This window comes from Mesorhizobium loti (assembly GCF_013170705.1).
Classification (GTDB): Bacteria; Pseudomonadota; Alphaproteobacteria; order Rhizobiales; family Rhizobiaceae; genus Mesorhizobium; species Mesorhizobium loti_D.
Map to the genome: position 1 here is coordinate 5,439,385 of NZ_CP033334.1, position 25,876 is coordinate 5,465,260.

General features: G+C 62.4%; 25 protein-coding genes and 1 pseudogene. 4 read left to right on the forward strand and 22 right to left on the reverse strand.

Features of this window, described 5'->3' with window-relative positions; translation table 11 throughout:
• Nucleotides 1-16: 16 nt before the first annotated feature.
• The 18 genes and pseudogenes from EB815_RS26890 to rpoZ form a co-directional block, all read right to left on the reverse strand.
• Nucleotides 17-1,483 carry a RimK family protein gene (locus EB815_RS26890; RefSeq protein WP_056563403.1) on the reverse strand — a complete coding sequence of 489 codons (1,467 nt, stop codon included), beginning with the start codon at nt 1,481-1,483 and terminating at the stop codon, nt 17-19.
• Nucleotides 1,480-2,586 carry a peptidase C39 family protein gene (locus EB815_RS26895; RefSeq protein WP_056565568.1) on the reverse strand — a complete coding sequence of 369 codons (1,107 nt, stop codon included), beginning with the start codon at nt 2,584-2,586 and terminating at the stop codon, nt 1,480-1,482. Before EB815_RS26895 ends, EB815_RS26890 begins: the two co-directional genes overlap by 4 nt.
• Before the next feature lie 207 nt (nt 2,587-2,793).
• Entirely contained in the window at nt 2,794-3,585 is a 792-nt protein-coding gene (locus EB815_RS26900; RefSeq protein WP_056563406.1) for an anti-sigma factor family protein, read from the reverse strand.
• Entirely contained in the window at nt 3,582-4,100 is a 519-nt protein-coding gene (locus tag EB815_RS26905; protein ID WP_056563409.1) for an RNA polymerase sigma factor, read from the reverse strand. The genes EB815_RS26900 and EB815_RS26905 overlap by 4 nt, the downstream gene beginning before the upstream one ends.
• Before the next feature lie 162 nt (nt 4,101-4,262).
• Entirely contained in the window at nt 4,263-7,031 is a 2,769-nt protein-coding gene (locus EB815_RS26910) for a DUF2339 domain-containing protein (protein WP_056563412.1), read from the reverse strand.
• 82 nt (nt 7,032-7,113) lie between these two features.
• Nucleotides 7,114-7,632 (reverse strand): PaaI family thioesterase, encoded by a 519-nt coding sequence (locus EB815_RS26915; protein ID WP_056563414.1) that lies wholly within the window; start codon nt 7,630-7,632, stop codon nt 7,114-7,116.
• Entirely contained in the window at nt 7,629-8,390 is a 762-nt protein-coding gene (gene recO, locus EB815_RS26920; RefSeq protein ID WP_056563417.1) for a DNA repair protein RecO, read from the reverse strand. Before recO ends, EB815_RS26915 begins: the two co-directional genes overlap by 4 nt.
• Nucleotides 8,391-8,523: 133 nt before the next feature.
• Nucleotides 8,524-9,684, reverse strand: coding sequence for a porin (locus tag EB815_RS26925; RefSeq protein WP_056563420.1), 1,161 nt, complete (start codon nt 9,682-9,684; stop codon nt 8,524-8,526).
• Nucleotides 9,685-10,426: 742 nt separating this feature from the next.
• A pseudogene (locus tag EB815_RS33685) lies at nt 10,427-10,585 on the reverse strand (aminoglycoside phosphotransferase); the annotation flags it as partial.
• 6 nt (nt 10,586-10,591) lie between these two features.
• Entirely contained in the window at nt 10,592-11,524 is a 933-nt protein-coding gene (gene era / locus EB815_RS26930; RefSeq protein ID WP_155772379.1) for a GTPase Era, read from the reverse strand.
• A complete protein-coding gene (gene rnc / locus EB815_RS26935) occupies nt 11,509-12,222 on the reverse strand; it encodes a ribonuclease III (protein WP_056563425.1) in 714 nt (237 codons plus the stop codon). The genes era and rnc overlap by 16 nt, the downstream gene beginning before the upstream one ends.
• Nucleotides 12,223-12,224: 2 nt before the next feature.
• Nucleotides 12,225-12,974 (reverse strand): signal peptidase I, encoded by a 750-nt coding sequence (lepB, locus tag EB815_RS26940; protein ID WP_056563428.1) that lies wholly within the window; start codon nt 12,972-12,974, stop codon nt 12,225-12,227.
• 77 nt (nt 12,975-13,051) lie between these two features.
• A complete protein-coding gene (gene acpS, locus EB815_RS26945; protein ID WP_056563432.1) occupies nt 13,052-13,465 on the reverse strand; it encodes a holo-ACP synthase in 414 nt (137 codons plus the stop codon).
• Complete coding sequence (locus EB815_RS26950; protein ID WP_056563435.1) at nt 13,462-14,061, reverse strand: DUF2062 domain-containing protein; 600 nt, start codon at nt 14,059-14,061, stop codon at nt 13,462-13,464. Before EB815_RS26950 ends, acpS begins: the two co-directional genes overlap by 4 nt.
• A 261-nt stretch (nt 14,062-14,322) precedes the next feature.
• On the reverse strand, nt 14,323-14,703 hold the full coding sequence (locus tag EB815_RS26955) for a VOC family protein (protein ID WP_056563438.1): 381 nt from the start codon (nt 14,701-14,703) through the stop codon (nt 14,323-14,325).
• Between the two features lie 13 nt (nt 14,704-14,716).
• Entirely contained in the window at nt 14,717-15,295 is a 579-nt protein-coding gene (pyrE, locus tag EB815_RS26960; protein ID WP_056563441.1) for an orotate phosphoribosyltransferase, read from the reverse strand.
• Between the two features lie 23 nt (nt 15,296-15,318).
• Nucleotides 15,319-17,547 carry a RelA/SpoT family protein gene (locus tag EB815_RS26965; RefSeq protein WP_056563445.1) on the reverse strand — a complete coding sequence of 743 codons (2,229 nt, stop codon included), beginning with the start codon at nt 17,545-17,547 and terminating at the stop codon, nt 15,319-15,321.
• Between the two features lie 128 nt (nt 17,548-17,675).
• Complete coding sequence (rpoZ, locus tag EB815_RS26970; protein WP_056563448.1) at nt 17,676-18,077, reverse strand: DNA-directed RNA polymerase subunit omega; 402 nt, start codon at nt 18,075-18,077, stop codon at nt 17,676-17,678.
• Nucleotides 18,078-18,400: 323 nt separating this feature from the next.
• On the opposite strand from rpoZ, the gene EB815_RS26975 reads away from it, so the two are divergent.
• Both EB815_RS26975 and EB815_RS26980 read left to right on the forward strand, forming a co-directional pair.
• Nucleotides 18,401-18,982, forward strand: a complete 582-nt coding sequence (locus tag EB815_RS26975) for an NYN domain-containing protein (RefSeq protein ID WP_056563452.1) — start codon at nt 18,401-18,403, stop codon at nt 18,980-18,982.
• Between the two features lie 11 nt (nt 18,983-18,993).
• Nucleotides 18,994-19,650, forward strand: a complete 657-nt coding sequence (locus tag EB815_RS26980) for a uracil-DNA glycosylase (protein WP_065004968.1) — start codon at nt 18,994-18,996, stop codon at nt 19,648-19,650.
• Between the two features lie 63 nt (nt 19,651-19,713).
• Here EB815_RS26980 and EB815_RS26985 read toward each other — a convergent pair whose 3' ends face one another.
• Nucleotides 19,714-20,727, reverse strand: a complete 1,014-nt coding sequence (locus EB815_RS26985; protein ID WP_065004967.1) for a zinc-binding alcohol dehydrogenase family protein — start codon at nt 20,725-20,727, stop codon at nt 19,714-19,716.
• Nucleotides 20,728-20,837: 110 nt separating this feature from the next.
• Here EB815_RS26985 and EB815_RS26990 point away from each other — a divergent pair, with 110 nt between their 5' ends.
• Entirely contained in the window at nt 20,838-21,203 is a 366-nt protein-coding gene (locus EB815_RS26990; protein WP_171883321.1) for a winged helix-turn-helix transcriptional regulator, read from the forward strand.
• A 152-nt stretch (nt 21,204-21,355) separates the two neighbouring features.
• On the opposite strand, the gene EB815_RS26995 is transcribed toward EB815_RS26990, so the two are convergent.
• From EB815_RS26995 to dapA, 3 genes are all read right to left on the reverse strand, one after another.
• On the reverse strand, nt 21,356-22,066 hold the full coding sequence (locus tag EB815_RS26995; RefSeq protein WP_056563461.1) for a glycoside hydrolase family 25 protein: 711 nt from the start codon (nt 22,064-22,066) through the stop codon (nt 21,356-21,358).
• A gap of 91 nt (nt 22,067-22,157) precedes the next feature.
• Nucleotides 22,158-22,637, reverse strand: coding sequence for an SsrA-binding protein SmpB (gene smpB, locus EB815_RS27000; protein ID WP_006202221.1), 480 nt, complete (start codon nt 22,635-22,637; stop codon nt 22,158-22,160).
• A gap of 25 nt (nt 22,638-22,662) precedes the next feature.
• Nucleotides 22,663-23,544: a 4-hydroxy-tetrahydrodipicolinate synthase gene (gene dapA, locus EB815_RS27005; protein ID WP_056563464.1), complete on the reverse strand. Its 882-nt coding sequence runs from the start codon at nt 23,542-23,544 to the stop codon at nt 22,663-22,665.
• A gap of 244 nt (nt 23,545-23,788) precedes the next feature.
• Between dapA and EB815_RS27010 the strand changes: the two genes are divergently transcribed.
• Complete coding sequence (locus EB815_RS27010; RefSeq protein WP_065004966.1) at nt 23,789-25,819, forward strand: lytic transglycosylase domain-containing protein; 2,031 nt, start codon at nt 23,789-23,791, stop codon at nt 25,817-25,819.
• Nucleotides 25,820-25,876: the final 57 nt, after the last annotated feature.

Genomic DNA, 25,876 nt, shown 5'->3' on the forward strand with positions numbered 1-25,876 from the left:
AGTTGCTCGGGTCGAACTATTGCCGCCCCGGCCGGTCGAGCCTTTCCAGAAACCACTGCGTCAGCCGGATCCAGACCTCGTCCTTTTCGCCGGAATCCTCCCAGCCATGGTCGAGATTGGGATTATCGTTGACCTCGATGACGAAGACGCCGTCCTTGGTCTCCTTGAGGTCGACGCCGTAGAGGCCGTCACCGATGCAGCGTGCCGCCTTCACCGCCGTCTCGACGACATGGGTGGGCGTCTCCTTCAGCGTGAAGGTCTTGATGCCGCCTTGGTCGGGCTTGCCGCTGGCCTTGTGGTTGACGATCTGCCAGTGCTTCTTGGCCATCAGATAGTGCACGGCAAACAGCGGCTGGCCGCCGAGCACGCCGACACGCCAGTCATATTCGGTGGGAATGAATTTCTGCGCTATGAGAAGATCGGAATCCTCCAGCCATTCCGTGGCGAGCGTCTTCAGCTCCTCGAAGTTGGCGCATTTCTTGACGCCGCGCGAGAAGGACGAATCCGGAATCTTCAGCACCAGCGGGAAGCCCAGCGTCTGCGCCGCGAGTTCAAGATCCGAGGTGCCGGCGATCATCACCGTCGGCGGCACCGGCACCTTGTTGTAGGACATCAACTCGTTGAGATAGACCTTGTTGGTGCAACGGATCATCGACAGCGGATCGTCGATGACCGGCATGCCTTCCTGCTGGGCGCGGCGGGCGAAGCGATAGGTGTGGTTGGAGATCGACGTGGTCTCGCGGATGAACAGGGCGTCGTAGTTCGCCAGCTTGGCGAGATCCTTCCTGGTGATGGGCTCGATTTCGACTCCCATCTTTTCGGCGATCTTGGCCCAGTAGCGCAGCGACGAAATTTCCGAGGGCGGCAATTCCTCGTGCGGATCGACCAACGTGGCAAAGGTGTAGCGCGCCGGCGTGCGCCCCTTGGTGTCGCGCCATTCGCGGTTGGTGTAGGTCTCCAGACACTGGATGAAGCTCTTTTCCTCGTCCTCTGTCATGCGCGCCAGCGGATGAAAGCCGATCTTGCGGATCGAGGCCCATTCGGCGCTGTCCTTGATGTGGACCTCCAGGGCCGGTGCCCGGAACCAGTCGAACAGGAGCTTGGCAAAGCGGTCCCAGACCTTTGACGGGCCGATGCCGAAGAAGATGCAGACCTTGGCGGGAAAGGCGCCGCCGAGATCCTTGCGACATTTGTTGAGCGCCAGTTCCAGTTCGGGCAGCGCATGTTCGTAGAGCTTGCGCTCCGACAGGTCGATCATCGTCTCAACGGTCGGGATAACCTTGTGGCCGCGCGAGCTCGCCAGCAGCGAGGCATAGTAGCCGCGGCTCTGGTAGCCATAATTGTTCGATAGATTGATGACCTTCGGCCGCTGGCCCCGAAACAGCGAGGGATGCGCGAGGTAATCGCGGTTGGTGATGATCTTGTGCGGTGTCGCCACTTGGTCGAGATCGCTCTGCCGGCCGGTAAGAATGACCCAGGTCATTGTGTATCGCGCTTCCCCAGAGTGATGGCGGCACGCAGTCCGTCGCGGCCGAACTGCGCCATGTTCATGAAGATGTCGTAGGGCACCGGAATGTTGGCGGCATCAAGGATGGTTTCCTGCCTTTCGTCCTCGACCCAGGGATCGTGGATCAGAATGTGATCGCCGTCATCGCCGATGGCCAGCACCCAGTGGGGCACCTTCTTGCCGAACATCAGGAAGCCGCTGATCAGCACCAGCACCAGTTTTCCCTCTGATATCGCGGTGCGGATATCATCGATGGCGAACGAGCGGTAATTCACCGGGATGCCGTAAAGTTCCGCGCGGCGGCGAAAGTCAACCTGGGCCAGTTCCATCACCCGGCGCTTCTCCTCGCTGCGCACCGACTGCAGGAACAGCGCGCCGTAGAAGGAAACGAAAATCTCCGCCGCGAGCCCGCTCTCGTACCCCGACACAGCCAGGCCGAACGGCTCGCAACCGCCCGGTCCGGACATCATGAAGACAGTGGTCGCCTCGCGCCAGAGGCGGATTTCCATCACCGGATCGGGCACGAAGTCGCGGTCGAAATTGGCCATTGCCATCATCAGGCAGCATGGGCCGCAGGTGAACTCGCAGGTCTGCTGATAGAATGGCACCCTGGTGGCGACAGGAAGGTCGCCGCGCAATGTCTTTTCATAGCGAAGCGCCGTCGCGCCGTCCTCGTAGTAACCGGGCTCGCGGCCGATCTTGCGGTAACCGGCCTGCTCATAGATGCGGATGGCCCGGCCGTTGTCCTCGCGCACTTCAAGACGCAGCATCATACGGTCGTGCTCGAAGGCGGCCTCCTCCGCGGCCGACAGCAGCTGGCGCCCGATGCCGAGCGCGCCAAAAAACGGTCCGACGGCGACGGAATAGAGCCGGGCCACCCCACTGCCCTTGCGAAACAGCACGATCGCATAGCCGGCGACGCGGCCATCGACTTCGGCGACCAGCGTCTCCGCGGTCTCGCGCTCGATGAACAGGCGGAAAGACCGGCGGGAAATGCGATCGCTCGAAAAAACGGCTTTCTCGATGGCGGCGAGATCATCGACGTCAGAGGCGCGGGCCGTGCGGATTTCGGCAGGCATGCGACTTGAGAAAACCTCGATTGCGTTGCGGAAACGGCCCAAGTCAAAAGCGTCGCAAACACCAGCCGAAGCGCCGGTATTCATCAAGCGCTATCGCTCCTTGATTAGGGCCGAATTGTGACAGGTTCCGTGGCGGCAAGAAAGCTCGCGGGCTTTGAACAGAATCGCTTTTTTACAGGTCGCCGGCGGCGGATGATCGCGGCCAACTCAGCTTGCCAGGCCTGCCAGAAGCTGGCCATAGGCACTCTTGGCCACGACCGCCAATTGCTCGCGCGGCAGCGAACCGACGACGGCGCAGCCATAGCCCTTGTCCAGCCAGTAGACAGCCTGCGGGCCATCCTGCGCCGAAGCGTAGGTGCCCTTGGCATTCTCCGTCGCCTCGGCCGTGACGAAGAGGGATATGCGCTCGCCCTTGTCGTCCTCGTAGAGCAGCATCGCGGCCTTGCTTTCGCCAGCAGGCAGCAACCGGCCGCCGATCAGTTGAAAGCCGTTCGCGCTCAAGTCCGGCGCCACCAGCTTCAGCCCGACCCGGTTGGACAGCCAGGTCTGCAAATGATCCTTGTCGCTGGCCGGCACTTCCACCGCATGCCGCTTCTCGGCAGCGTAGATGACATGGGCGGCGATCGCTTGTTCGGCCAGCCGATCCTCGGCGGGATTCTCCTGTCCGATGCCGTCAATGCCGGCAAAGTAGCCGCCAAATCCGCCCATGGCCAGAAGCACGGCCGCAGCCGCGGCAAGCCACCAGCGCGAGCGTGGTATCGCCGTCCTAACAGGCGCTTCGCCGAGCACCATCTTGCGCAAGCGCGCGGGAACAGGCTCATCCAGCACACCGGCAAAGGCCGAGCGCAAAGCCTCCCGGTCGGCTGTGAAGCGGGCGCTTCTGGCCTTCATCTCGGGATTGGCATCAAGCCAGGCATCGTAATCGGTACGCTCGTCGGCCGGCAGTTCGCCATCGAGCGCCATATGGATGTCACGTTCGGAAAAATCGCGGCGGATCATTTCTCGACGATCCTTATCGCGCGCCGGCGTGCCGTGTCATCCAGCAATCCGCGCAATTCCTCACGCCCGCGTGCAATGCGCGACATCAGCGTGCCGGCGGGCACGCCCAGAATATTGGCGGCCTCGGCATAGGAAAACCCTTCGATGGCAACCATGACAAGGGCCGCGCGGCGATCGGGGCTGATCGCCTGCAGCGCGTCGATGATCTCGCGCGAGGCAATGCCCTCCAACTGTTCGGCCGGCTGGGCAACCGCCTCGCCCGCCTCCAGTGGAAGCATCGCCGCTTCGCCGCGACGGTTCACCTTGCGCATCTGGTCGATGAACAAATGATGCATGATCGTAAACAGCCACCTCCTGGGGCTTTCTCCCGTCTGCCAGTTGTCGAGCCGCATGAGTGCGCGCTCGAGACAGTCCTGAACGAGATCGTCGGCAGAATCGCGGTCGCGCAAAAGCGAGCGTGCGTAGCGGCGCAGGCGCGGTATTTCGCCAAGGATTGCTGCCTTCTTTTCGTCCATGACCGCTGGTTCTGAGGTCGCCCTTTGTTAATCCCGATTGAACGCGCCTTTCCGGCGTGGCGCAAGCGGCCAGCGCGAAGCGGTCCGCCGCCCTGGTCACCCAAGCAATGAGATAACGCTGGCGAGTGCCGGATTATTCCCGGCTGGTTGAGCGCCGTGCCGTCATTGCTCCGCGACCGGTATCGTCTCCTTCGCAGCCCTGGTCAGCAGCCGCTGGTAAAACAGGCCGATGCCGATCAGCACGGCGCCAAGGCCTATGAAGGACAGCGCCCTGAGCACGCCTTCCAACTCCGACATGTCGAAGAGGAAGACCTTCAGCACCGCAACCGCGATCAGCACGGCGGAGGCAATGCGAAGCACCTGTGACTTCAGCCAGACGCCGGCTGTGAGCAATGCCACGCCGATCACCAGCCAGAGCGCCGAATAGGTGTAGGTTTCCAGCTGGCCGAGGCCGCTCCACAAGCCGATGAACTCGCCCTTGAACAGACGCCTCACCGAGAACGTGGCATAGGCGAAGGCAAGCACTGCCGCCACCAGTGCCAGCATTGCCGAATACCATCTCGGCCGTTTGCCCCTGCTATAGAGCGCCAGGCCGCCGGCGGCGACCGCTGGCAGCAGATAAGCGAGGAACAACAGGTTGAAGACCGGGATCCGGCCTGTCGATTCGTCAGTGAATAATGGGTTCAGCACCACCAAATGCCGGATGACTATGAGGGCGACCGAAACCACGCCGGCGGCCATCGAACCATAGCGCAGCACCGAACTTGGCGAGCGCATGTCGATGGCGACCAGGATGACGCCGGCGCCGATGGCGATCAGCGTGTAGATCGCCTGTTCGGCGAGCGTCATCGCGCCCGTGTCGATGACGCCGCCATGCATGGCGTGACGCACCAGCATGGCGACGGTTAGCAGCGCAAACAGCGCCGCGGCCGCCTCCATGGCGAGGCGCGGCCGGCCATTGGTGGTGCCGGCAAGCTGCCAGGCGGCGAAGCCAAAGGCGAGCGCCGGTACGCCGTATCCCGGCAGCAGCCAGTTGAACACCGGCGTCGTCGACAGGAATTCGGCGCCGACGATCGTCGGATCGAAGGCGACACGGCCAAGCACCGCGATCACGGCACCAACCGAAATCCAGCCGAGCACAGGATAAGAACGCCAGCGCGTTGCCAGCGCAGGGACGATGGCCGCGGCACCGAGCAGAATGGTGGTCCAGCCGGAATCGAAAGCCATGTGCAGCATCAAGAGGCCGGCGATCGCCGCGCCGCCCAAGGCAAACGATACCGCCATGCCGCCCTTGAGCGGCGGCTCCTCGGCGCGCGCGATCCATTCGCCGCCGGCGGCGAAGACCACGACCAGCAGGGCCGCAACGGCGGCATGGACAAAGTCACGGTCGAGGTTGCCGAAGGTGAACCAGAGCGCCAGCAGGATGACCAGCGGCACGATGACACCCGATGCAGCCCAAGAGGCGGACCGCAACCAGGACGATGCCGCGAACTTGCGGGCGGCCCACAAGCCCGCGCCGATGAAGACCAGGCCCAGTGCAATGCCAATGCGCAAGGTCAGACCATTGGCCGTGGCCAAGGGCAAGCCATCGACGCCGAAAGCGCCGGCCGAAAAATCGGACGCGATCGAGGTTGGGGGGATGATGCCGAGATAGATCAGTACAGTCGCCAGCCCCGAGGCGTAAAGCAGCGGCAGGGCCGGCGCACGATAGAGCGCAACGGCCACCATCGCCGCGAGGATCGCGGCGCCTGGCAAGGCATAGCCCGCAGCGGCGAAGGCCGGGTCGACCGACAGGCCCAGCGCCGAGAAGGCAACGAACAGACCAGGCACGATGGACGGCCAGTCAAAGGCCCTGGCGGTTTCGTCGCGATGGCCGCCAAGCCAGACAAAAGCGAGGATGGCCAGCGTGACGGCGTCGATGAACAGGATTGCGGGCAGGTTCACGCCCGGCGCATCGGTCATGTAGAGGATGGTCCAGATGCCGGTGCCGAAAAAGGCGGCCGCCATCAGCGCTTTCCAGTCGCGCAGGCGAGCAATGACGCCGGTGGCGGCGAGCACTATGGCGAGATAGCCGAACAGCGCCCAGGGATTGGGTGCCTGGGAGGCGATCAGCACCGGCGTCACCATGGCGCCGACAAGGCCGATGCCGGCCAGAGCCTGGCCATGGACGAGAGCCGCCGCGATGGTGGCAACGCCGATGGCACCGAGCAGCGTAAAGGCGAGCGCCGGGCCGATGAAGCCGTAAATGCCGTGGGCGGCATAGACGGTGCCGAACAGGATGAAGGCACCGGCCGCCGTCAGGATTGCCGGAATATAGGCGCCCGCAACACCTTGCACCGGCACCTTGAAGCCGGTGCGGCGAATGAACTCGCCGCCGGCGACCAGCACCAAGCCGAGCACCGCTGCCATGGTGAGACGCACGCCAGGGCCAAAAATGCCGGCCTCGATCGTGTAGCGGATCAGGAACAGGCCACCCAGTGCCAGCGCGATGCCGCCGACCCAGACGGCCCAGCGTGTGCCGAGCGCCGTCTCGATATCCGGCTTGCCGGGAGCCTTTGCCGCCACGGCCGGCTCGACAGGTTCAGCTGCCTTCGGAGCCTCGCCCGCGGACCAGGGGCCGGACAGGATCTCGCCCGGTGGGGATTCGGTCTCCGTGGTCGGTGTCTCTGGAGTCGGCGTCTCCGCCACCGCCGGCTCGCTTACCGCTGACGAGGCGATATCAGCCGCCGCTGCAGCCACCGGCACGGTGTCCGCCCCGCCATCGGTCGCGGCCTGCTCGGGCGGCTTGGCCACCGGCGGCATAACGCCTGAAAGGACAAGGCTACGCAGCGCGCCAAGCTCGCGCTCGATCAGACCGATGCGGTTCTGCTGGCGTGAAATGATGACGAACAAGGCGATGATGGCGACAAGGCCGATCAGGCTCTCAAACATGGCGGTTCCCCCAAACCAGGCCAGTTTTCACTGACTTTTCATCTCACTGACATTCAAATACGGCGGCCAGACGGCTGGAAACTCAACGTGCCGCCAGATTGGCGGCTGGAAATATCGAACATGTCTCCGTGCCGAATGCCAGCAGCTTGCCGCCGGCATCCTTCAGCGTCGCTTCCGATACGGCTAGCGTGCGGCCCTTGTGGACCACCTTGCCTTCGCAGACCACCTCGCCGGTCCTGGGCGTGATCGGCCGCGTGAGATTCACCTTGAACTCCGCCGTCGAATAGGCCTCGCCTTTTTCAAGCAATGTCTGCACGGCGCAGCCCAATGCCGAATCGAGCAGCGTCGCCGCCCAGCCGCCATGCACGCTGCCCAGCGGGTTGAGGTGACGCTCGCTCGGCATGCCGCGAAAAACCGCCCGCCCCTCCGACACTTCGGAAAGGGCGAAATTCAACTGAAAGGAAATTGGCGGCGCCGGATATCCGCCGTCGATGATGCGCTGCAGCAGTTCCAGGCCAGTGTATTTCAGGATGTCGACGTGAGGAATTGTGCCGAGGCCGAGCGGCGAGACCCGGCCCGGATACAGTTCGACTTCGGTCATGCTGCATTGTCTCCGGCGATGGTCTTGCGCGTCGCATGGTGCTTGCGCAAGGCGGCGAGAAAGCCGGCGCGGGCATCGGGCTGTTCGATGGCACGCGGCTCGTAGACGTGGCGCGTGAAGAAAAACCCGGTCAGCCGGAAGGCATCCTCGACCGCCGCCGGATCCGCACGCAAGCCGGAGCCGCGCTGCAGAAACGCCGGCAGCACCAGCATCTTGTCGCGCCAGGGCGCGCCGGCGTCGCGCGACACCGCGCGGCCCGACTTCGGCGAGACATAGGCAAGGTCCTGCCGCGAGCCGGTGGCGGCGCATTGGCTGAGATCGAGACCGAAGCCGAGTTCATCAAGGATCAGAAGCTCGAAACGCGCTACCAACTCTCCGGCGGCATCGGCATCGTCGAGATGGGCGATCATGACGGCGAGCGCTTCGTAAAGGCCGCCATGGGCGTCACGCTCGGGCAACAGGCGCAGATGCGTGGCCATGGTCTGCAGCCCGTAGACGGCGACGGCGCTGTCCATCAGCCGGGCGGCGTTCATTTCGATCGCCTCGACCTGGAACGTACCGAGATGTTCGTCAAGGCGCGCCCGCCATAAGAGATCGACGCGATTGCCGGGTTGGAGAACAGGCTGCTGCTTTCGCGAACGGCCACCGCGAACGAGGCCGAGATAACGGCCATGCGCGCGTGTCATCACCTCGAGAATGGCGCTGGTTTCGCCATGCTTGCGGGTGCCGAGAATGATTCCCTCGTCGCGCCATTCCATGCCCAGAGCTTTTCACCGGTTGGATGGCGAAATCAAGGTATGGGCCTGGCGCCCAGCAGACTGGCTTCGGGATGTGCGTAAAAAACGCCCGCAGCAATACGCTGCGGGCGGTCTGGTAAGGTCAGTAGATCGATTAGAAGTTGCGCTGGAAGCGGACGATGCCGCCGACGCCATCCTTCTTATCGGCCTTGGACCAGTTGCCGTAGACAGAAGGGTTGCCGTAGTTGCCGTAGTGATCCCAGTCGACTTCGGTGGTGATCGTGAAGCCCGGGACGATGGTGTAGGCAACGTTCGCGGCCAAGGCATAGTTCTTGTCGTCGTCAGCCGACGCCTGGACGTTGAACGATGTCTTGTCGTTGAACTTGTATGTGCCGCCGCCCCAGACGGCCCAATTTCCGCCCCAGGGCTTGTACTGAGTGCGGCCATGGATTTTGAGGAAGTTGGCAGCGTCGTCCTTGGAATTGTCGTCGGTGCCGTAGCCGCCCATGACGAAGAGTGACAGCTCCTTGGTGACGTTGACGTCAAGGCGAACCTTGCCGGACACTTCTTCATAGTTGCTGTCATAAGCGACGACGCCGGTGATCGCACCCCAGTCGCCCTTGTACTTCAAGCCGCCGACGACATGCGGAACATAGCTGTCGATCGTGTTCGCGCCAGTGCCTTCTTCGAGCGAGACCACACCCGTGAAGCCGCTGCCCGCGTCGAAGTAGTACTGGACGACGTTGGTGTCCTTGATCCCGTACGGAATGATCGTGTCCTGGATGACATTGCCGGCGTAACCGATGAAGGCATCGTATGCCGTTTCATCCTTACCGACGCGCAGGCCACCGAGTTGGATCCAGGCGAAGTTGAGGGTAACGGGCTTGCTCACGGCCTGCCAGTCAGTGGCGCCGCCAGTGTAGTCACCGGACTTGTTGCCGAATTGAAAACGGGTCTCGGTGAAGGTCTTCAATGTGCCGAGCTCGGTTTCCTGGCCGGTATAGGTCCTCAGCGCGAAGCGCATATTCTTGTAATAGGTGTCGTTGGTTTTGCCGCGCTCCTTGTCGTCCGGAACGTTGTTGACGCCGTCCAGCGTGCCGGAATCGCCGACGCCGATGTCATAGCGGAGATAGCCGCCGATGCGCAGGCAGGTCTCGGTGCCGGGGATGTAGAAGTAGCCGGCGCCGTAGACGTCGCAGATCTTGACGTATTCGGCCGGTTCCGGTTCGGCGACGACAACCGCGTCCGCGGCGCGAGCGCCGGAAACCGCGATCAGGGCCGCGGCTGAGCCGAGAAGGAGGCTCTTGATGTTCATTTTCTGACCTCTCCAGTCATAGTTTAAATGGCTTCGGATTTGTGGCTGGCGGATATGTTTTCCCGCCTCACCCCCACAACGAAAAGGCGCGCACCGCGTCCCCTTTTCGCGGCGAACATACCCATCAATCCTCCGCCTTCAATGACGGTTTTGGAAATAAAGACGATTCCGCGAACAGATTAATGCTGTGTTGCACAAATAACACTTACCTATATCGCGCTTGGCACAAATGGCACAATGTCATATATTCAATATATATTCGGATAGTTTCACGGCTAACTATACTTTCATTATGACATTCTTCCAATTAATAGGCTTAAAATGGCATTTTTTGCTACTTCTACTCAGAAATAACCGCTGCGTTGCGCTAAGGAGATGACAGGCTGATGTCCTCCACCTTGCGATGACGCAGGGGAACTTCAACGCCATCTGCGATGGTCGGTCAATTTCGCGAAGGCGGTCCAGACAGGACGGCGCACGTTCCGGCGTTATCGATTGTGACAGCCACCCCTCACCGTGAGCCGCTGCGGGACCACTTTTCAAGCCCAATGCGACAAATGCAGGCGGCAAGAAGCAAGAGCAATGGCGGAATCGGATCAGGCTGAATTCCTGTAATCGGCCAGCACTTCGCCGATCACTTGTCCGGATTCTTCGACTTCTGCCTGGTTGTTCGTATGGCCGGCGGCGGTGATCAGCACTTTCCACAGGCGATCGTGGGGTCGCAGGAAGGATCGCCGACACCGCTTGGCAGCCGCACGGTCATCTCGTCGCCAAGATGAAAGGTCCTGTTGTCCCATCCGCCAAGTTCAACGGGCCTGACTGCAAGACACTTCCACAAGGGGAATTGCGTGACGACCAGCCGGCGGACCAGAGCCGTATCGATGATGAGCCTGCTATCCATGGGCCGCTAGTGCGGGAATTCGAGACCCATCTCGCGGTAGCGCTCGGGATCGTCACCCCAGTTCTCGCGCACCTTGACGAACAGGAAGAGATGCACCTTCTGTTCGAGGATGCCTGTAATCTCCATGCGTGCCGCCTGGCCGATGGCACGGATGGTTTCGCCCTTGTGACCAAGCACGATCTTCTTCTGGCTGTCGCGCTCCACATAAATGGTCTGGTCGATGCGCACCGAGCCGTCCGGTTTTTCTTCCCATTTCTCGGTCTCGATATGCGAGGAATAGGGCAGTTCCTGATGCAGCCTGAGATAGAGTTTTTCGCGAGTGATCTCGGCCGCCAGCTGGCGCATCGGCAGATCCGAGATCTGGTCTTCCGGATAATACCAGGGGCCGGCCGGCAGCGCCTGCGCCAGATAGTCGAGCAGATCCTTGCAACCGGAGCCGGTCAGTGCGGAGACCATGAAGGTGCGCTTGAAAGGCACTTTGTCGTTCGCGGCCGCGGACAGGGCCAGGAGCGTCTCATGCTTGACCCGGTCGACCTTGTTGAGGATCAGCGCCATCGGCTGGCGCACGTCCTTCAGGCGTTCGAGGATGGCGTCGGCATCGCCCCTGATGCCGCGCTCGGCGTCGATCAGCAGCAGAACGATGTCGGCATCCTTGGCGCCGCCCCACGCGGTGGTCACCATCGCCGTATCGAGGCGCCGCTTCGGCTTGAAGATACCCGGCGTGTCCACGAAGACGATCTGGGCGTTGTCATGCGTGGCGATGCCACGAACGATGGCGCGTGTCGTCTGCACCTTGTGCGTAACGATCGACACCTTGGCGCCGACCAATTGGTTGACCAGCGTCGACTTGCCCGCATTGGGCGCGCCGATCAGAGCGACAAATCCGGAATGCGTGGCGGGGGCTTCAGCAGTTTCAATATCAGTCATGCTGCGTTCCATACACCTTCGCGCAGCAGAAGGGCAGCCGCGGCCGCCTGCTCCGCTTCACGCTTGGAACGGCCGCTGCCTGTCGCCGGCTGAAATGCACCGACCCTGACGCTGACAGTGAACAACGGATCGTGGTCCGGCCCCTCGCGGCTGTCGATGTTGTAAGCCGGGACGGCATTCGCCGCCTGATGCGCCCATTCCTGCAATTCGGTCTTGGCGTCGCGGCGCGCGGCGCCCGAAGCCTGCGAACGCGGCTGCCAGTATTTGTGGATGAAAGCGCGCGCCGCCTCCAGGCCACCGTCGAGATAGAGCACGGCGATCAGCGATTCCAGTGCGTCGGCGCGCAGATTGACGCGCTTGCGGCCCTCGAGGCCGCGCACATCGGATCCAGCGCGGATGAGGTCCGGCAACCCGATATGCTCGGCGATCTCGGAAAGTGCCTCGGCGTTGACCAGCGCATTGAGCCGCAATGACAACTCGCCTTCCGCCGCATCGGGAAAAGCAGCCAGCAGCATGTCGGCAACGACCAGACCAAGAACCCGATCGCCGAGAAATTCGAAACGCTCATAGTCCGTGCCGGCATTGGCGCCCCGGGCACTGGCATGGGTGAGCGCGCGCTGCAGACGCTGGCGGTCGGCAAAGGCATGGCCCGTGCGTTCCACAAGCGCTTCGGCGAGCGCATCGGCGGTCATCCGCTTCGCCGCTGCCATCCCTAATTGACGAAATGGAACAGGCGCGAAACGCGCATCAGCGACGGCCATTTCCAGATTTCGAGAGGGCTTGCCTTGCCGGCGATCGAGAAGAAGACGAGGTTGGCACGGCCAACCAGGTTCTCGGCGGGAACGTAGCCGACGGTGAAACGGCTATCGGCGGAATTGTCCCTGTTGTCGCCCATCATGAAATAGTGACCGGGCGGCACGTCGAATTCACGCGTGTTGTCGCCGATCGAATTCGGATTGAGGTCGAGCGTGTCGTAGCTGACGCCGTTGGGCAGGGTTTCCCTGTAGACGTCGATCGGCTGAGGCATTTCGGTGATATCGGGATTGTCGATCTGGCCGGTCTTCACGCGCGGCACGCCGACGCCGTTGATGAACAGCTGGCCATCCTTCATCTGGATCTTGTCACCAGGCAAGCCGACAACGCGCTTGATGTAATCGACGGACGGATCCGGCGGGAACTTGAACACCACCACATCGCCGCGCTTGGGCTCGGAGCCCCAAATACGGCCCGAGAAGAGATCGGGGCCGAAAGGCAACGAATAGCGCGAATAGCCGTAGGACCATTTGGTGACGAACAGATAGTCGCCTTCCAGAAGCGTCGGCCGCATTGATCCCGACGGGATCGAAAAGGGCTGAAACAAGAGCGTGCGGATGACGAGCGCGAGCAAGAGCGCCTGGACGATGACGCTGACGGTTTCGCCAAGCCCGCCGGATTTCTTCTGGGATTTTTCAGCCACGCTCATGTCGTCCTCGATTGTGCGTTGGATGTATAGAGTCTCGGCGCGCGCTGGGCAACGTCAATGCCGGACGTCAGATGCAATCAATGTGGCGCTTCTTCGACGGGCAACGCCTCGATGATCACAAAGGCTTGAGCGAGCGGGAAATCATCCGTGATGGTGAGGTGGATCGCTGCCCGATGGCCTCGGGGCAGTATCTTTTGCAGCCGCGCCAGCGCTCCGCCCGTCAGCGCCATCGTCGGCGCGCCGCTGGGCAGGTTGACGACGCCCATGTCGCGCCAGAAGACGCCTTGCGCCAGACCGGTACCCAGCGCCTTGGCGCAAGCCTCCTTGGCGGCGAAGCGCTTGGCGTAGGAGGCGGCGCGGGCGCCGCGGCTCTCCGAACGCGCCTGTTCGACCTCGGTGTAGATTCTCTGGACGAAGCGTTGACCATGACGCTCCAGCGATTTCTCGATGCGCCTGATATCGATCAGATCGCTGCCGATGCCGATGATCATCGGGCGGCTGAACCGATGCCTGCCCCGGGATGGGCCGACTGCTCACGGCGGCTTGCGCGCTCTGCCAGCCGCTTGCGCCTTTGCTCGCGGAAGACATTCATGCCCCAGCGCGTGATACCGTAGAACAGGAGGCCGAACACCAGCCCGAGCGGTACCGCGCCGATCAGCATGGGCTCCAGAACGGGATGCCACAGTTTCGCGAAGGAAAGCTTGTGCATCATCTCGCCCAGATGAGCCGGTGGGCCATGCGCCGGAAGACGATCGTGCAGGATTAGCTTGCCGGTTTCCCAGGAAGCGCCCCAAAGAATGGGAAAAGTCAGCGGATTGCCAAAGAAGACAGCGCCGAGCGCCGCCGCCACCAGATTGCCGGCGATAACCCAACACAGAACGGCGGCAATGATGAAATGGAAGCCCACGGGAAAGAACGAGGCGAAGACACCAGCCGCCACCCCGGCGGCCACCGCATGCGGCGTGGCCTTCAGGCGCAGGATGCGCTTGGAAAAATATTGCAGCGAGCGCGAGAACGAACGGCGCGGCCACAGATAGGTGCGCACCCGCTCCAGGAGACCATCAGGCTTGCGGCGACGAAAAAGCACTCTCTTCCTATTCCCGATACTTTACAGCTTACATGCCAGCTGTCTCCAGCCGGGCTTCAACCGCCACATCTTGCGCTTTGCGGCCACTGAAAGGCAATCGCAACCTTGATATAGCGATACGTAACCCCGACAACAACCGAAGGCCGCCTGCACGGCGGCCGCACCGCCATAATTCTTGGTAAGGTTCACGCTTCCAACCGGACAATCACGGCGAATTTGAGAAGTGCCTTCGGCTTTTGCCGCAGTCGAATGCCTGAGATACTACCGCAGGTATCGGCTGACCTCGACAAGATTGCCATCCGGGTCGCGAAAATAGACGGACATCATCGGCCCCCGTGCCCCGATGCGTTCGACCGGTCCCAATTCGAGCACAACGCCATTGGCTTCGAGACGGGCAAGGATTTCGTCGAGCGGCTGTTCGGTGATCAGACAGAAATCGCCTGAGCCCGGCGTCGGCGACTTCGCCTTGGGCTCGAAAGTGCGGCTGATCTCATGGACATTGATCTTCTGGCCGCCAAAAGCCAGCGCCGTCGGCCGCCCCGGCGCATCGATGCGCCCAAAGCCCAGCACGCGCTGGTAAAAGGCGCAGGTCGCCTCGAGCGAGGCCACCGTCAACACGAAATGATCGATGCCAACGATCATTTCGACCTCCTCTTCAGATATTGCGGCTGCCGGGCTTGACCGCGGGTATCGCGGCAAGCTCCGGCGGCAGCCGGTCCGGCGGATAGGCCGGAACCTCGTATTCGGCGAGTGCGATCAGCGGCACGCCGACATGGGTCTTCCCGGCCGAACGGTCGATGATGCAGGCCGCGGCCACCACCTCGGCGCCAAGGTCGCGCAGGCACTCGATGGTTTCGCGGATCGACAGGCCGGTGGTGACGATGTCCTCGACGATAACGACGCGCGCGCCCCGAGCGATCTCGAAACGGCGTAGGCGGAACTCGCCCCCTTCCCGCTCGACCCAGATCGCCGGCACGCCGAGATGACGCGAGGTCTCGTAGGCCGGGATCAGGCCGCCGATCGCCGGGCCGACGACATAGTCTATCTTGCCCGGCACCGCGGCGCGGATCTTCTCGGCCAGCGCGTTGCACAACCGTTCGGTCTTGTCGGCATGCATGAACACTCGCGCCTTCTGCAGGAAGACCGGGCTGCGCAGGCCCGACGTCAGGATGAAATGCCCCTCCAGAACAGCGCCAGCCTCGCGGAAAATGCCCAGCACTTCATCGGTGTCCATCAGGTCCCCCAGCAGCTATTGTTTTAACCGTTCACGCGCCGTGCATCGCTGACGCTGGAATTGTCCTTGAGCTGCGACAGCAGCCGGTTGAGATGCTTCAGATCCCAGACTTCGAGATCGATCAGCATTTCGGTGAAGTCGGGCGCGGTGCGCACCATCGACAGCGTATGAATGTTGGCGTCGTTGGACGCGACGACCTGGGCTATGTCGGCGAGCGATCCCGGTGCATTGATGGCGGTGACCGAGACACGCGCGGGGAACCGTTCCTTGGTGCGCTCGTCTATGTCCCAGCGCACGTCGATCCAACGCTCGGGCTGGTCGTCGAAGGCCTGCAGGGCCGGCGACTGGATCGGATAGATGGTGATGCCGGTGCCCGGCTGGACGATGCCGACGATGCGGTCGCCGGGCACGGCACCCTCCGGCGCAAAGCGCACCGGCAGGTCGCCGCGCACGCCTCGGATCGGCACGGCGCCGTCGCGTGGCTGGTCCTTGTCCTTGCGCGCCGCGCGGCCGGGAATCTGGAACAGCATGCCGGCGGCGTTGCGGATCTTCGACCAACCTTCCTCGCGCTGCTTGGGGGCCGCGGGCGTGACGCGCTCGTCCTTGTAGTCGGGGAAGACCGCCTTCATGACGTCGGTGGAGGCCAATTCGCCACGGCCGACGGAGGCCAGCACGTCCTCGATGTCCTTGCGCGCCAGCCGGTGCAGAACCGGCTTCAGGCTTTCCTTGGTGAAATTCTTGCCGGCCCGCTCGAAGGCGCGCTCCAGAATGCGCGCGCCGAGGCCCGAATACTGTTTGCGGATGGCGTTCTTGGTGGCACGACGAATGGCGGCGCGCGCCTTGCCGGTGACGACGACCGATTCCCACGCGGCCGGCGGCACCTGCGCCTTGGAGCGGATGATCTCGACCTCGTCGCCGTTCTTCAGCTCCGTCATCAGCGGCATGATGCGGCCATTGACCTTGGCACCGACGCAGGTGTCACCGACATCGGTATGCACGGCGTAGGCGAAGTCGATAGGTGTAGCGCCACGCGGCAAGGCGATCAGCATACCCTTCGGCGTGAAGCAGAACACCTGATCCTGGAACAGCTCCAGCTTCGTGTTTTCGAGAAAGTCCTCGGGATTGTCGCCCTCGGCGAGTTGCTCGATGGTGCGCCGCAGCCAGGCATAGGCATTGGTCTCCTTCGAGATCGCGTGGCCGGCGCCGTTCGTCTTGCCGCCGGTGTCCTTGTAGATCGAATGGGCCGCGACGCCGTATTCGGCAATCTTGTTCATCTCGCGGGTGCGGATCTGCAATTCGACGCGCTGGCGCGACGGCCCGACGATGGTGGTGTGGATCGAACGGTAGTCGTTCTGCTTCGGCGTCGAGATGTAATCCTTGAAGCGCCCCGGCACCATCGACCATGTGGTGTGGATGGCGCCAAGCGCCCGGTAACAGTCCTCGACCGTATCCACGACGACGCGGAAGCCGAAAATATCGGACAGTTGCTCGAAGGACAGCGCCTTGGCCTCCATCTTGCGGAACACCGACCAAGGCTTCTTCTGTCGGCTCTTCACGCTGGCGTTGATGGCATGCTTTTCAAACAGCGCCGACAGCGCCTTTTCAATGTCGGTCAGCACGCCCTTGTTGCGCTCGAAGATCTCGGCAAGCCGTGCGGTGACGGCGCGGTAGGCTTCCGGATTGATGAAGCGGAAGGCGATCTCCTCCAGCTCTTCGCGCATGCCTTGCATGCCCATGCGCCCGGCCAGCGGCGCGTAAATGTCCATCGTCTCCTCGGCGATGCGCAGGCGTTTGGCCTCGGGCATATGGTCGAGGGTGCGCATGTTGTGCAGCCGGTCGGCAAGCTTGACCAGCAGCACGCGGACATCTTCCGAAATCGCCAGCAGAAGCTTGCGCAGGTTTTCCGCCTGTTCCGCCTTCTTCGACACGAGATCAAGCTTCTTGAGCTTGGTCAGGCCCTCGACCAGCTTGCCCATTTCGGGACCGAACAGATCGTCGATCTCGGCCCGCGTCGCCGTGGTATCCTCGATGGTGTCGTGCAGCAGGGCAACGGCGATCGTCGCCTCGTCCATGTGCATTTCAGTGAGAATGGCGGCGACTTCGAGCGGATGCGAGAAATAAGGGTCGCCGGAAGCGCGCTTCTGGTGGCCATGCTTCTGCATGGCATAGACGTAGGCCTTGTTGAGCAATGCCTCGTTGACGTCAGGCTTGTAGCGCTGGACGCGCTCGACAAGCTCATACTGACGCATCATGGGCGGAATCTCTCGGCGATGACATGAATCATGCGCCGCACTGCTGTACGGCGCATGTCATAGATAGCCACGAAACTGCCGAGACGGAAGTGCCGGAAGCGTGTTCCGCGCAGGTCCAGAAAACTCTCTCAGTAATCGTCACTCTTCTCAGGCGGCACAAGGCCTTCGATGCCGGCCAACAGATCTTCCTCGGTCATGCGATCGAAGGTGATGTTGTCCTCGGCATCGTCGGTTTCGGCGGCCGCGACGGCACCACCGGTCTGATCGGCGATCACCTCGCCATCGGCTTCGGGCTCGTCGACCTCGACATGCTTCTGCAGCGAGTGGATCAGGTCTTCCTTGAGATCGTCGGGCGACAGCGTCTCGTCGGCGATCTCGCGCAAGGCGATGACGGGGTTCTTGTCGTTGTCGCGAGGAACGGTGATCTGCGCGCCCTGGCTGATCTGGCGAGCACGGTGGCCGGCCAAAAGCACCAGCTCGAAGCGGTTGTCGACCTTGTCGATGCAATCTTCAACGGTTACGCGGGCCATGGACTGCCCCTTTCATGCCTGGATTTAATGGAAAACAGGCGCGGTCCATAACCCGAACGTCGCCAAAATACAAGCATCATGGCATTGGCGGGAGCATTGGGCACCCAATCCCCTGTTCAGACACCGGATTTGGCAAAACCGGACCGCGCCCTCAGTTCAGCGCAGCGATCACAATTGCTTGCACTGCCCCATCACGCCTTGGATTGCCCCCAAACTGGCGTTATCTCGGATGGCCAGGGTCAGCCGGTTTATTATGAGCCTGACCAATAGTCGCTACCGCATTTCGTTTAGACGACCGCATTTTCGAAAAAGGACTATTTTCCATGTTCGACCCTCGTGAAAAAATCGCCCTGTTCATCGACGGTGCCAATCTCTACGCCACGTCGCGGGCGCTCGGCTTCGACATCGACTATCGCAAGCTGCTGTCCAGCTTCCAGAAGCGCGGCTATCTCCTGCGCGCCTATTATTACACGGCGCTGGTCGAGGATCAGGAATACTCCTCGATCCGCCCGCTGATAGACTGGCTCGACTATAACGGCTTCAAGGTGGTGACGAAGCCAGCCAAGGAATTCACCGACTCGACCGGCCGCCGCAAGATCAAAGGCAATATGGACATCGAGCTCACCGTCGATGCGCTGGAACTCGCCGACGTCGTCGATCACTATGTCATCTTTTCGGGCGATGGCGACTTCCGCACGCTCGTCGAGGCGCTGCAGCGGCGCGGCCGCAAGGTATCGATCGTCTCGACCATGGCCTCCCAGCCGCCGATGATCTCGGACGATCTGCGCCGCCAGGCGGACCACTTCATCGACCTGACGACGCTGAAGAACGAAGTCGGCCGCGATCCCTCCGAACGGCCGGTGCGCCGGCCCGAACCGGCTGAAGTCGAAGAGGACGACTACTGAGGTCGGTCGCCTTGATCGCCCTCTCCCGTGCCGAACCCGATCGCGACTGCCCGCTCTGCCCGCGGCTGCATGACTTCATTGCCGAATGGCGGCAGCGCGAGCCGTCATGGTTCAACGCACCGGTGCCAACCTTCCTGCCACTGGGCGGCGAGGACACTGTCCAGCTACTGATCGTCGGGCTGGCGCCCGGCCTGCGCGGCGCCAACCGCACCGGACGCCCCTTCACCGGCGACTATGCCGGCGACCTGCTCTACTCGATGCTGATCGCGCACGGTTTTGCACGCGGTGAATTCAAGGCACGGCCCGATGACGGGCTCGAGCTTGTCGGCACCGCCATCACCAATGCGGTGCGCTGCGTGCCGCCGGAGAACAAGCCGGTCGGTGCCGAGATTTCGACGTGCAGAACATTCCTGGTGCCGACCATCGCCCGCTTTCCGAACCTGCGCGCCGTTCTGGCGCTGGGATCGATCGCGCACCAGTCGACCGTGCGCGCGCTGGGCGAGCGCGTCGCCGCCTATCCGTTTAGACATGGCGGGCAGATGGAGGCCGGCGGTATCACGCTGTTTTCGAGCTATCATTGCTCGCGCTACAACACCAATACCGGCGTTTTGACGGAAGCCATGTTCGTCAATGTATTCAGCCAGATCGCGACGTTCCTGCGGAAATGACGGCGTGCTGTTCTTGACGCGATTCCAAAGGGGAAAGCGCTACGCGCCTTTCCCGGAATTGCTCTAAAACCCCTCCAGCACGATCTTGCCCTTGGCGGTGCCGGTCTCGATCAGCGCATGGGCGCGCTTCAGATTGGCGGCGTTGATACGGCCGAATGTTTCGCCCAGCGTGGTGCGGATGGTGCCGGCGTCAACAAAGCGTGACAGTTCGTTGAGATGCTCGCCTTGCGCGGCCATGTCCGGCGTCTCGAACAGCGAGCGCGTGAACATCAGCTCCCAATGGACAGAAACGCTCTTGCGCTTGAACGGATTGATATCGAGCGTCTGGGGATCGTCGATCAAGCCGAACCGGCCCTGCGGAGCGATCAATTCGGCAATCTCGGCCAGGTGCCGGTCGGTGTTGGTTGTCGAGAACACAAAGGCTGGTGCGCCGATGCCCAGCGCGGCGACTTCGGCGGCCAGCGGCCTGGAATGATCGACGACATGATGGGCACCAAGCCCGAGCACCCATTCGCGTGTCTCGGGCCTCGATGCGGTGGCGATCACCGTCAGATCGGTCATTTGGCGCGCAAGCTGCACCGCGATCGAGCCGACGCCGCCAGCGCCGCCGATGATGACGATGGCATTCGCGGCGCCCATGACAGGCTTCTTCACGTCAAGACGGTCGAACAGCGCCTCGAAGGCAGTGATGGCCGTCAGCGGCAGCGCGGCAGCCTGCGCATAGTCGAGCGAGCCAGGCTTGCGACCGACAAGGCGCTCATCGACAAGGTGGAATTCGGCATTGGTGCCTTGCGGCGCGAGCGCACCGGAATAGAAGACGTCGTCACCGAGCTTGAACAGGCTGGTGTCCGGACCCGTTGCAGCGACCCGACCGGCGGCATCCCAACCAAGCACCCGCCAGGTTCCTGCTTCGGGCCTGGCACTTCGGCGTATCTTGGTGTCGACCGGATTGACGGAGATCGCCTTCACCTCGACCAGCAGTTGACGGCCTTTCGGCTCCGGCTTGGGCAAGTCGATATCGACGAGGGAGGCCTCATCGGTGATGGGAGCTGGGATCTGATAGCCGACGGCGCGCATTTTTGTCTCCGCGATTGCTGTTGAGCTTTGTCTGGGGCAGAGATGCGGACTATGCGCGCCAAGCGCAAGAATGCACATATAAAGCACATAGTGTCGAAAAGGATACCGTCATGCCGCGCATTCGCCATGAGCGATTCGATTGCAGCCCCGGCTGCGCCGTGGAGGGAACGCTCCGCTACATCGACGGAAAGTGGAAGGGCGTCGTGCTCTACCATCTGTTCGAGGGCACGCTGCGCTTCAACGAGATACGCCGGCGCATTCCCAACTGCACGCAGCGCATGCTGACCAACCAGCTGCGCGAACTGGAAGCCGATGGGCTGATTGCCCGCAAGATCTATCCGGAAGTGCCGCCGAAGGTGGAGTACAGCCTGACCCCGCGCGGCAGAAGCCTGGAGCCGGTCATAACGGCCCTGAAAGTTTGGGGCGATGCGAATGTGACGCTGGCGCCGGAGGTTTCCCAGGCCGCCGCGGCTTGAAGCGGCCGCTGCTCAGCAATGGCAAGACGTGCAACCAAGGTAGTTTGGCGATGCCAGCGGCGCGCCGGATCGTCATTATTTGCAACGGCATAGCCCGGCTTGTGAAGAAACCGATTCGGACCCGCAATCCCGATCGCTTCGGCCGGAAGGCCTCAATGCGCCGATGCAAGCAGCGCCGCCAATTTCTCCGACCCGCCCTGCAAAACGTTCAGGTCGACGTCACCCTGGATGCCATCCACGCGTCCCCTGTTGTGATACTGCCAATAGATCCAGTCGTGGCGGTCCGGTTCCATCAGCAGTGAGCGAAGCCACAGCGGGCGCGCGGCGATCTGCCCGGCATAGGCAGCCTCGGCCTCATCGGTCAGATAGACGATCGCCGTCTTGCCGAACGCCGTCTCGACAGGTCCGAGGAAAGCCTGGAGCTCGGCATTCAATTGTTCGGGCGATGGACGCTGCGGACAGTTGCCGCCGAACTCGATATCGACGACCGGAGGCAGCAAGGGCTGATCCCGCGGCACGACCGAGATGAAATTCTTCGCCTGGTCGGCGCCGGGCCGGCAGAAGGTGAAGAAATGATAGGCGCCGACGGCGAGCCCCGCCGCGCGAGCCTCACGCAGATTGGTGGCAAAGGCACGATCGACGTGATCGCCACCCTCGGTCGCCTTGATGATGGCGAAGGCGACATCGTCGGCTGCAACGCGCCGCCAGTCGATTTCGCCCTGATGGTGGGAAACGTCGATGCCTCTGACCGGATATTTTACACGGTCCGGGGAGTATGTGTGGAAGTAGACGAAGCCACCGGCGGCGACGAGCGCTGCAAAGACCAGGCTGACCGACCCCCAGAGGATTATCCGGTTCTTCAAGACGACCCTCTTCCGGGTATTTTCTAGCTCCGTGTGTTCGAAACTTGAAAGCCAAACGGCTGGCTTTTCCAGGGCTACCGCCCGGTGTCTCTCACCCACGCTCCTTCAAGAGCCGGCCCTTCTCGCGCGACCAGTCGCGCTGCTTTTCGGTTTCACGCTTGTCGTGCAGTTTCTTGCCACGGCCGACGGCGAGCAGCAGCTTGGCGCGGCCCTGGTCGTTGAAATAGATCTTTAGCGGCACCAGGGTCATCCCTTCGCGGTCGACGCTCTGCGACAGCTTGGCCATCTCGCGCTTGTTGAGCAGGAGTTTGCGGCGCCTCCGGGGCTCGTGATTGAAGCGATTGGCCTGCAGATATTCCGGCAGATAGGAATTGATCAGCCAGATCTCGCCGCCTTCGACCGAAGCGTAGCTGTCCTGGATGTTGGCCTGGCCCTGGCGCAGCGACTTGACCTCGGTGCCTGTCAGCACCAAGCCGGCCTCGATCGTGTCGAGCACCTCATAGGAAAACCGTGCCTTGCGGTTCTCCGCAACGGTCTTGTTGTTGGGATCGGCTTTTCTGACTTGATTCATGATGTGGAGAGGTGGCGCCTCATCCTCAATTAATCAAGCCGGCGTGCTTCATGGCCGCATCGATCTTTGCCGCGGTCGACTCCTCGACCGTGACCAGCGGCGAACGCAGCACGTTCTCGACCTTGCCGAGCTTCGACAGCGCGTATTTGGCGCCGGACACGCCGGGTTCGAGAAAGATCGCCTTGTGCAGCGGCAAGAGGCGATCCTGCAACTCAAGCGCTTTTGCACTGTCGCCGGACAGCGTCGCTTCCTGGAATTCGGCGCACAGCCGCGGCGCGACATTCGACGTCACCGAGATGCAGCCGACACCGCCATGGGCGTTGAAGCCGAGCGCCGAAGCATCCTCGCCGGACAGCTGGATGAAATCCTTGCCGCAGGTCATGCGCTGCTCGGACACACGCTCAACCTTGCCGGTCGCATCCTTGACGCCGACGATGTTCTTGAAGTCGTGCGCCAGCCGGCCCATCGTCTCCGGCATCATGTCGATCACCGAGCGCGGCGGTATGTTGTAGATGATGATCGGCAGCTTCGTCGCCCTGGCGACGGCGGCGAAGTGCTCGTAGAGGCCGCGCTGTGTCGGCCTGTTGTAATAGGGCGTGACGACCAGGGCGGCGTCGGCACCGGCTTTCTCGGCATATTGCACGAGCCCGACTGCTTCCGCGGTGTTGTTGGAACCGGCGCCGGCGACGACCGGAGCACGGCCCCTGGCCACCTCGATGCAGACCTTGACGACATGGCGATGCTCATCATGCGACAGGGTCGGCGACTCGCCGGTCGTGCCGACGGGAACCAGGCCTGTCGTGCCTTCCGCGAGTTGCCATTCGACAAATGCGCGAAAGGCTTTCTCGTCGAAACGCCCGCTCTTTTCGAACGGTGTCACGAGCGCAGTAAGCGAGCCTCTCAGCATGTCGTCCAACTCCTTGGGACTTCTTGGGTTTTATCAGTCGGTTTGTCGTGCGCCTTCTAGCCGAAAGCGAAGCCGCGCACCATAGTCTCGACATGGTTGCGCGGCAAGCATTGCCATGGTGCCAGCAAGCGCAATTCGAACGGCCTCGATAACTCTTTGTTTACGGGCCCTTCACGACCTAAGTTTAGGCTTCGAGGCTTCTTCGCCTTCTGGTAAAATGCTGGATTAGGAAAGACACGAGATCATGCCGGCCAGTCGGCCCCACCTCTTCGCGCTGCTTGGCGCCATCGCCGCGCTGATGCCCGGTGTGGCGATCAGCGGCAGCGTGGATGTGCAGGTCACCTCGGCAATCCCGATGCCCAGCCCGCAGGACGGGGCGCAGCAGGCGCCCTCACCCGGCGTCGCCATGTTGAAGAGCGGATTGGACGCACTGGCGGCCGGCGATATTCCAGGCGCCCGCGCTGTGCGCGACGCGCTTCCGGCTCAATCGCTCGACCTGCATATTCTGGCTTGGGCGATCGCCCTTTACGGCGGCGACAAGGTTCCGAGCGGCGATATCGCCGCGGCCGCGAGGATGCTGCCCAACTGGCCGGGCACCGTCGCCTTGCGCAAGAACAGCGAGCGCGCGCTCTATCGGGAGAACCCCGCCCCCGGGATCGTCATTGCGGCATTCAATGGCAGCCAGCCGCAAACGTTCGAAGGCGTCATGGTTCTCGCTCGCGCCTATGTGGCGGAGGGCAACGCCAAGGCGGCACGCTCGGTGCTGTCGCCGTTCTGGCGCACCGCGATTCTGGAAGCCAAGGACGAGACGGCGTTGATCAAGGAGTTCGGCGGTCTGATCCCCGCCGCCGACCACCGTTTTCGCATGGATCGTATGTTCTATGCCGATCGGGTGAACTCCGCCCTGCGGGTTGCCGGCCTGGCCGGCGCCCAGCAGTTCGCCGATGCCTGGGCCGCGGCCGACAGAGGTGACAAGAACGCGCTGAAACTGCTGAAGGCAGTGCCGGCATCGCAGCGGTCGGCCGGCTATTTCTTCGCGCAGGCCGAATATCTTCGCAAGCAGGAAGATTTTGCCGGCGCCGCCGCCATTGTGATGAAGGCGCCGACGGACCGCGAGGCTTTGGTCGATCCGGACGCCTGGTGGGTCGAACGCCGGGTGCTGTCGCGCGAACTGGTCGACCAGGGCGACATGAAGACGGCTTATCGGATCGTCGCCACGCATGCCGCCGAAAGCGCGGCCAATGCGGCCGAGGCCGAGTTCCACGCCGGCTGGTATGCGCTGCGCGGCCTCAACGACCCCAAGCTTGCCGCCACGCATTTTTCGCGCATCGCCGAACTGGCGCAGGGGCCGATGACATTGTCGCGCGCCTATTACTGGCTCGGTCGTGCGGCGGAAGTCGGCGGGCCGGGCAATGCCAGGGACTATTTTGGGCGTGCGGCTGCCTATGGCACGACCTTTTACGGCCAGCTTGCCGCCGAACGCGTCGGCCGCCAGGCACTCAATATCGTCTATCCCCAGCCAAGCGCTGCCGACCGGCAGAACTTTGCCGACCGCGAGGCCGTCAGCGCCATCAAACGCCTGCAGGAGGCAGGCTACGACCGCTATGCCGAAACGCTTTATCGCGACCTTGCCGGGCAATTGACCAGCCCGGGCGAATTGGCGCTGCTCGCGGTCCTCGCCGAGAAGCAGCGCAACCATTTCATGGCGCTGAAAGTCGGCAAGATCGCCGGCGCGCGCGGCATCGATGTCGGCGCGCTGTCGCATCCGCTCGGCGTTATCCCTGATTCGGCCAATATTTCCGGTTCGGGCAAGGCGCTGGCCTATGCGGTCGCCCGCCAGGAAAGCGAATTCAACATCGGCGCCGTATCAAGTGCCGGCGCGCGTGGGCTGCTGCAGCTAATGCCGGGGACGGCCAAGCAATTGGCGAAGAAGGCCGGATTGCAGTTTTCGCAGGTCCGGCTGACCACCGACGCCGGCTACAATGCGACACTCGGTTCAGCCTTCCTTGGCGAACAGCTCGACCGCTTCAACGGCTCCTATGTGCTCACCTTCGCCGGCTACAATGCCGGCCCCAACCGGGCCAGCCAGTGGGTGGCGAAATACGGCGACCCGCGTGGCAAGGACATCGATGCGGTGGTGGACTGGATCGAGCGGATTCCCTACACGGAAACAAGAAGTTACGTACAGCGCGTGATGGAGAATTACGAAGTCTACAAGATGCGTATTTCCGGCAAATACGACATCGTCGGAGATCTGGTGAACGGACGCAGTTGAGGCTTCCCCTCTTCCCGTGAGAAAGAAGGCAATGAGCGTCTTTCATTTGACCAGCGC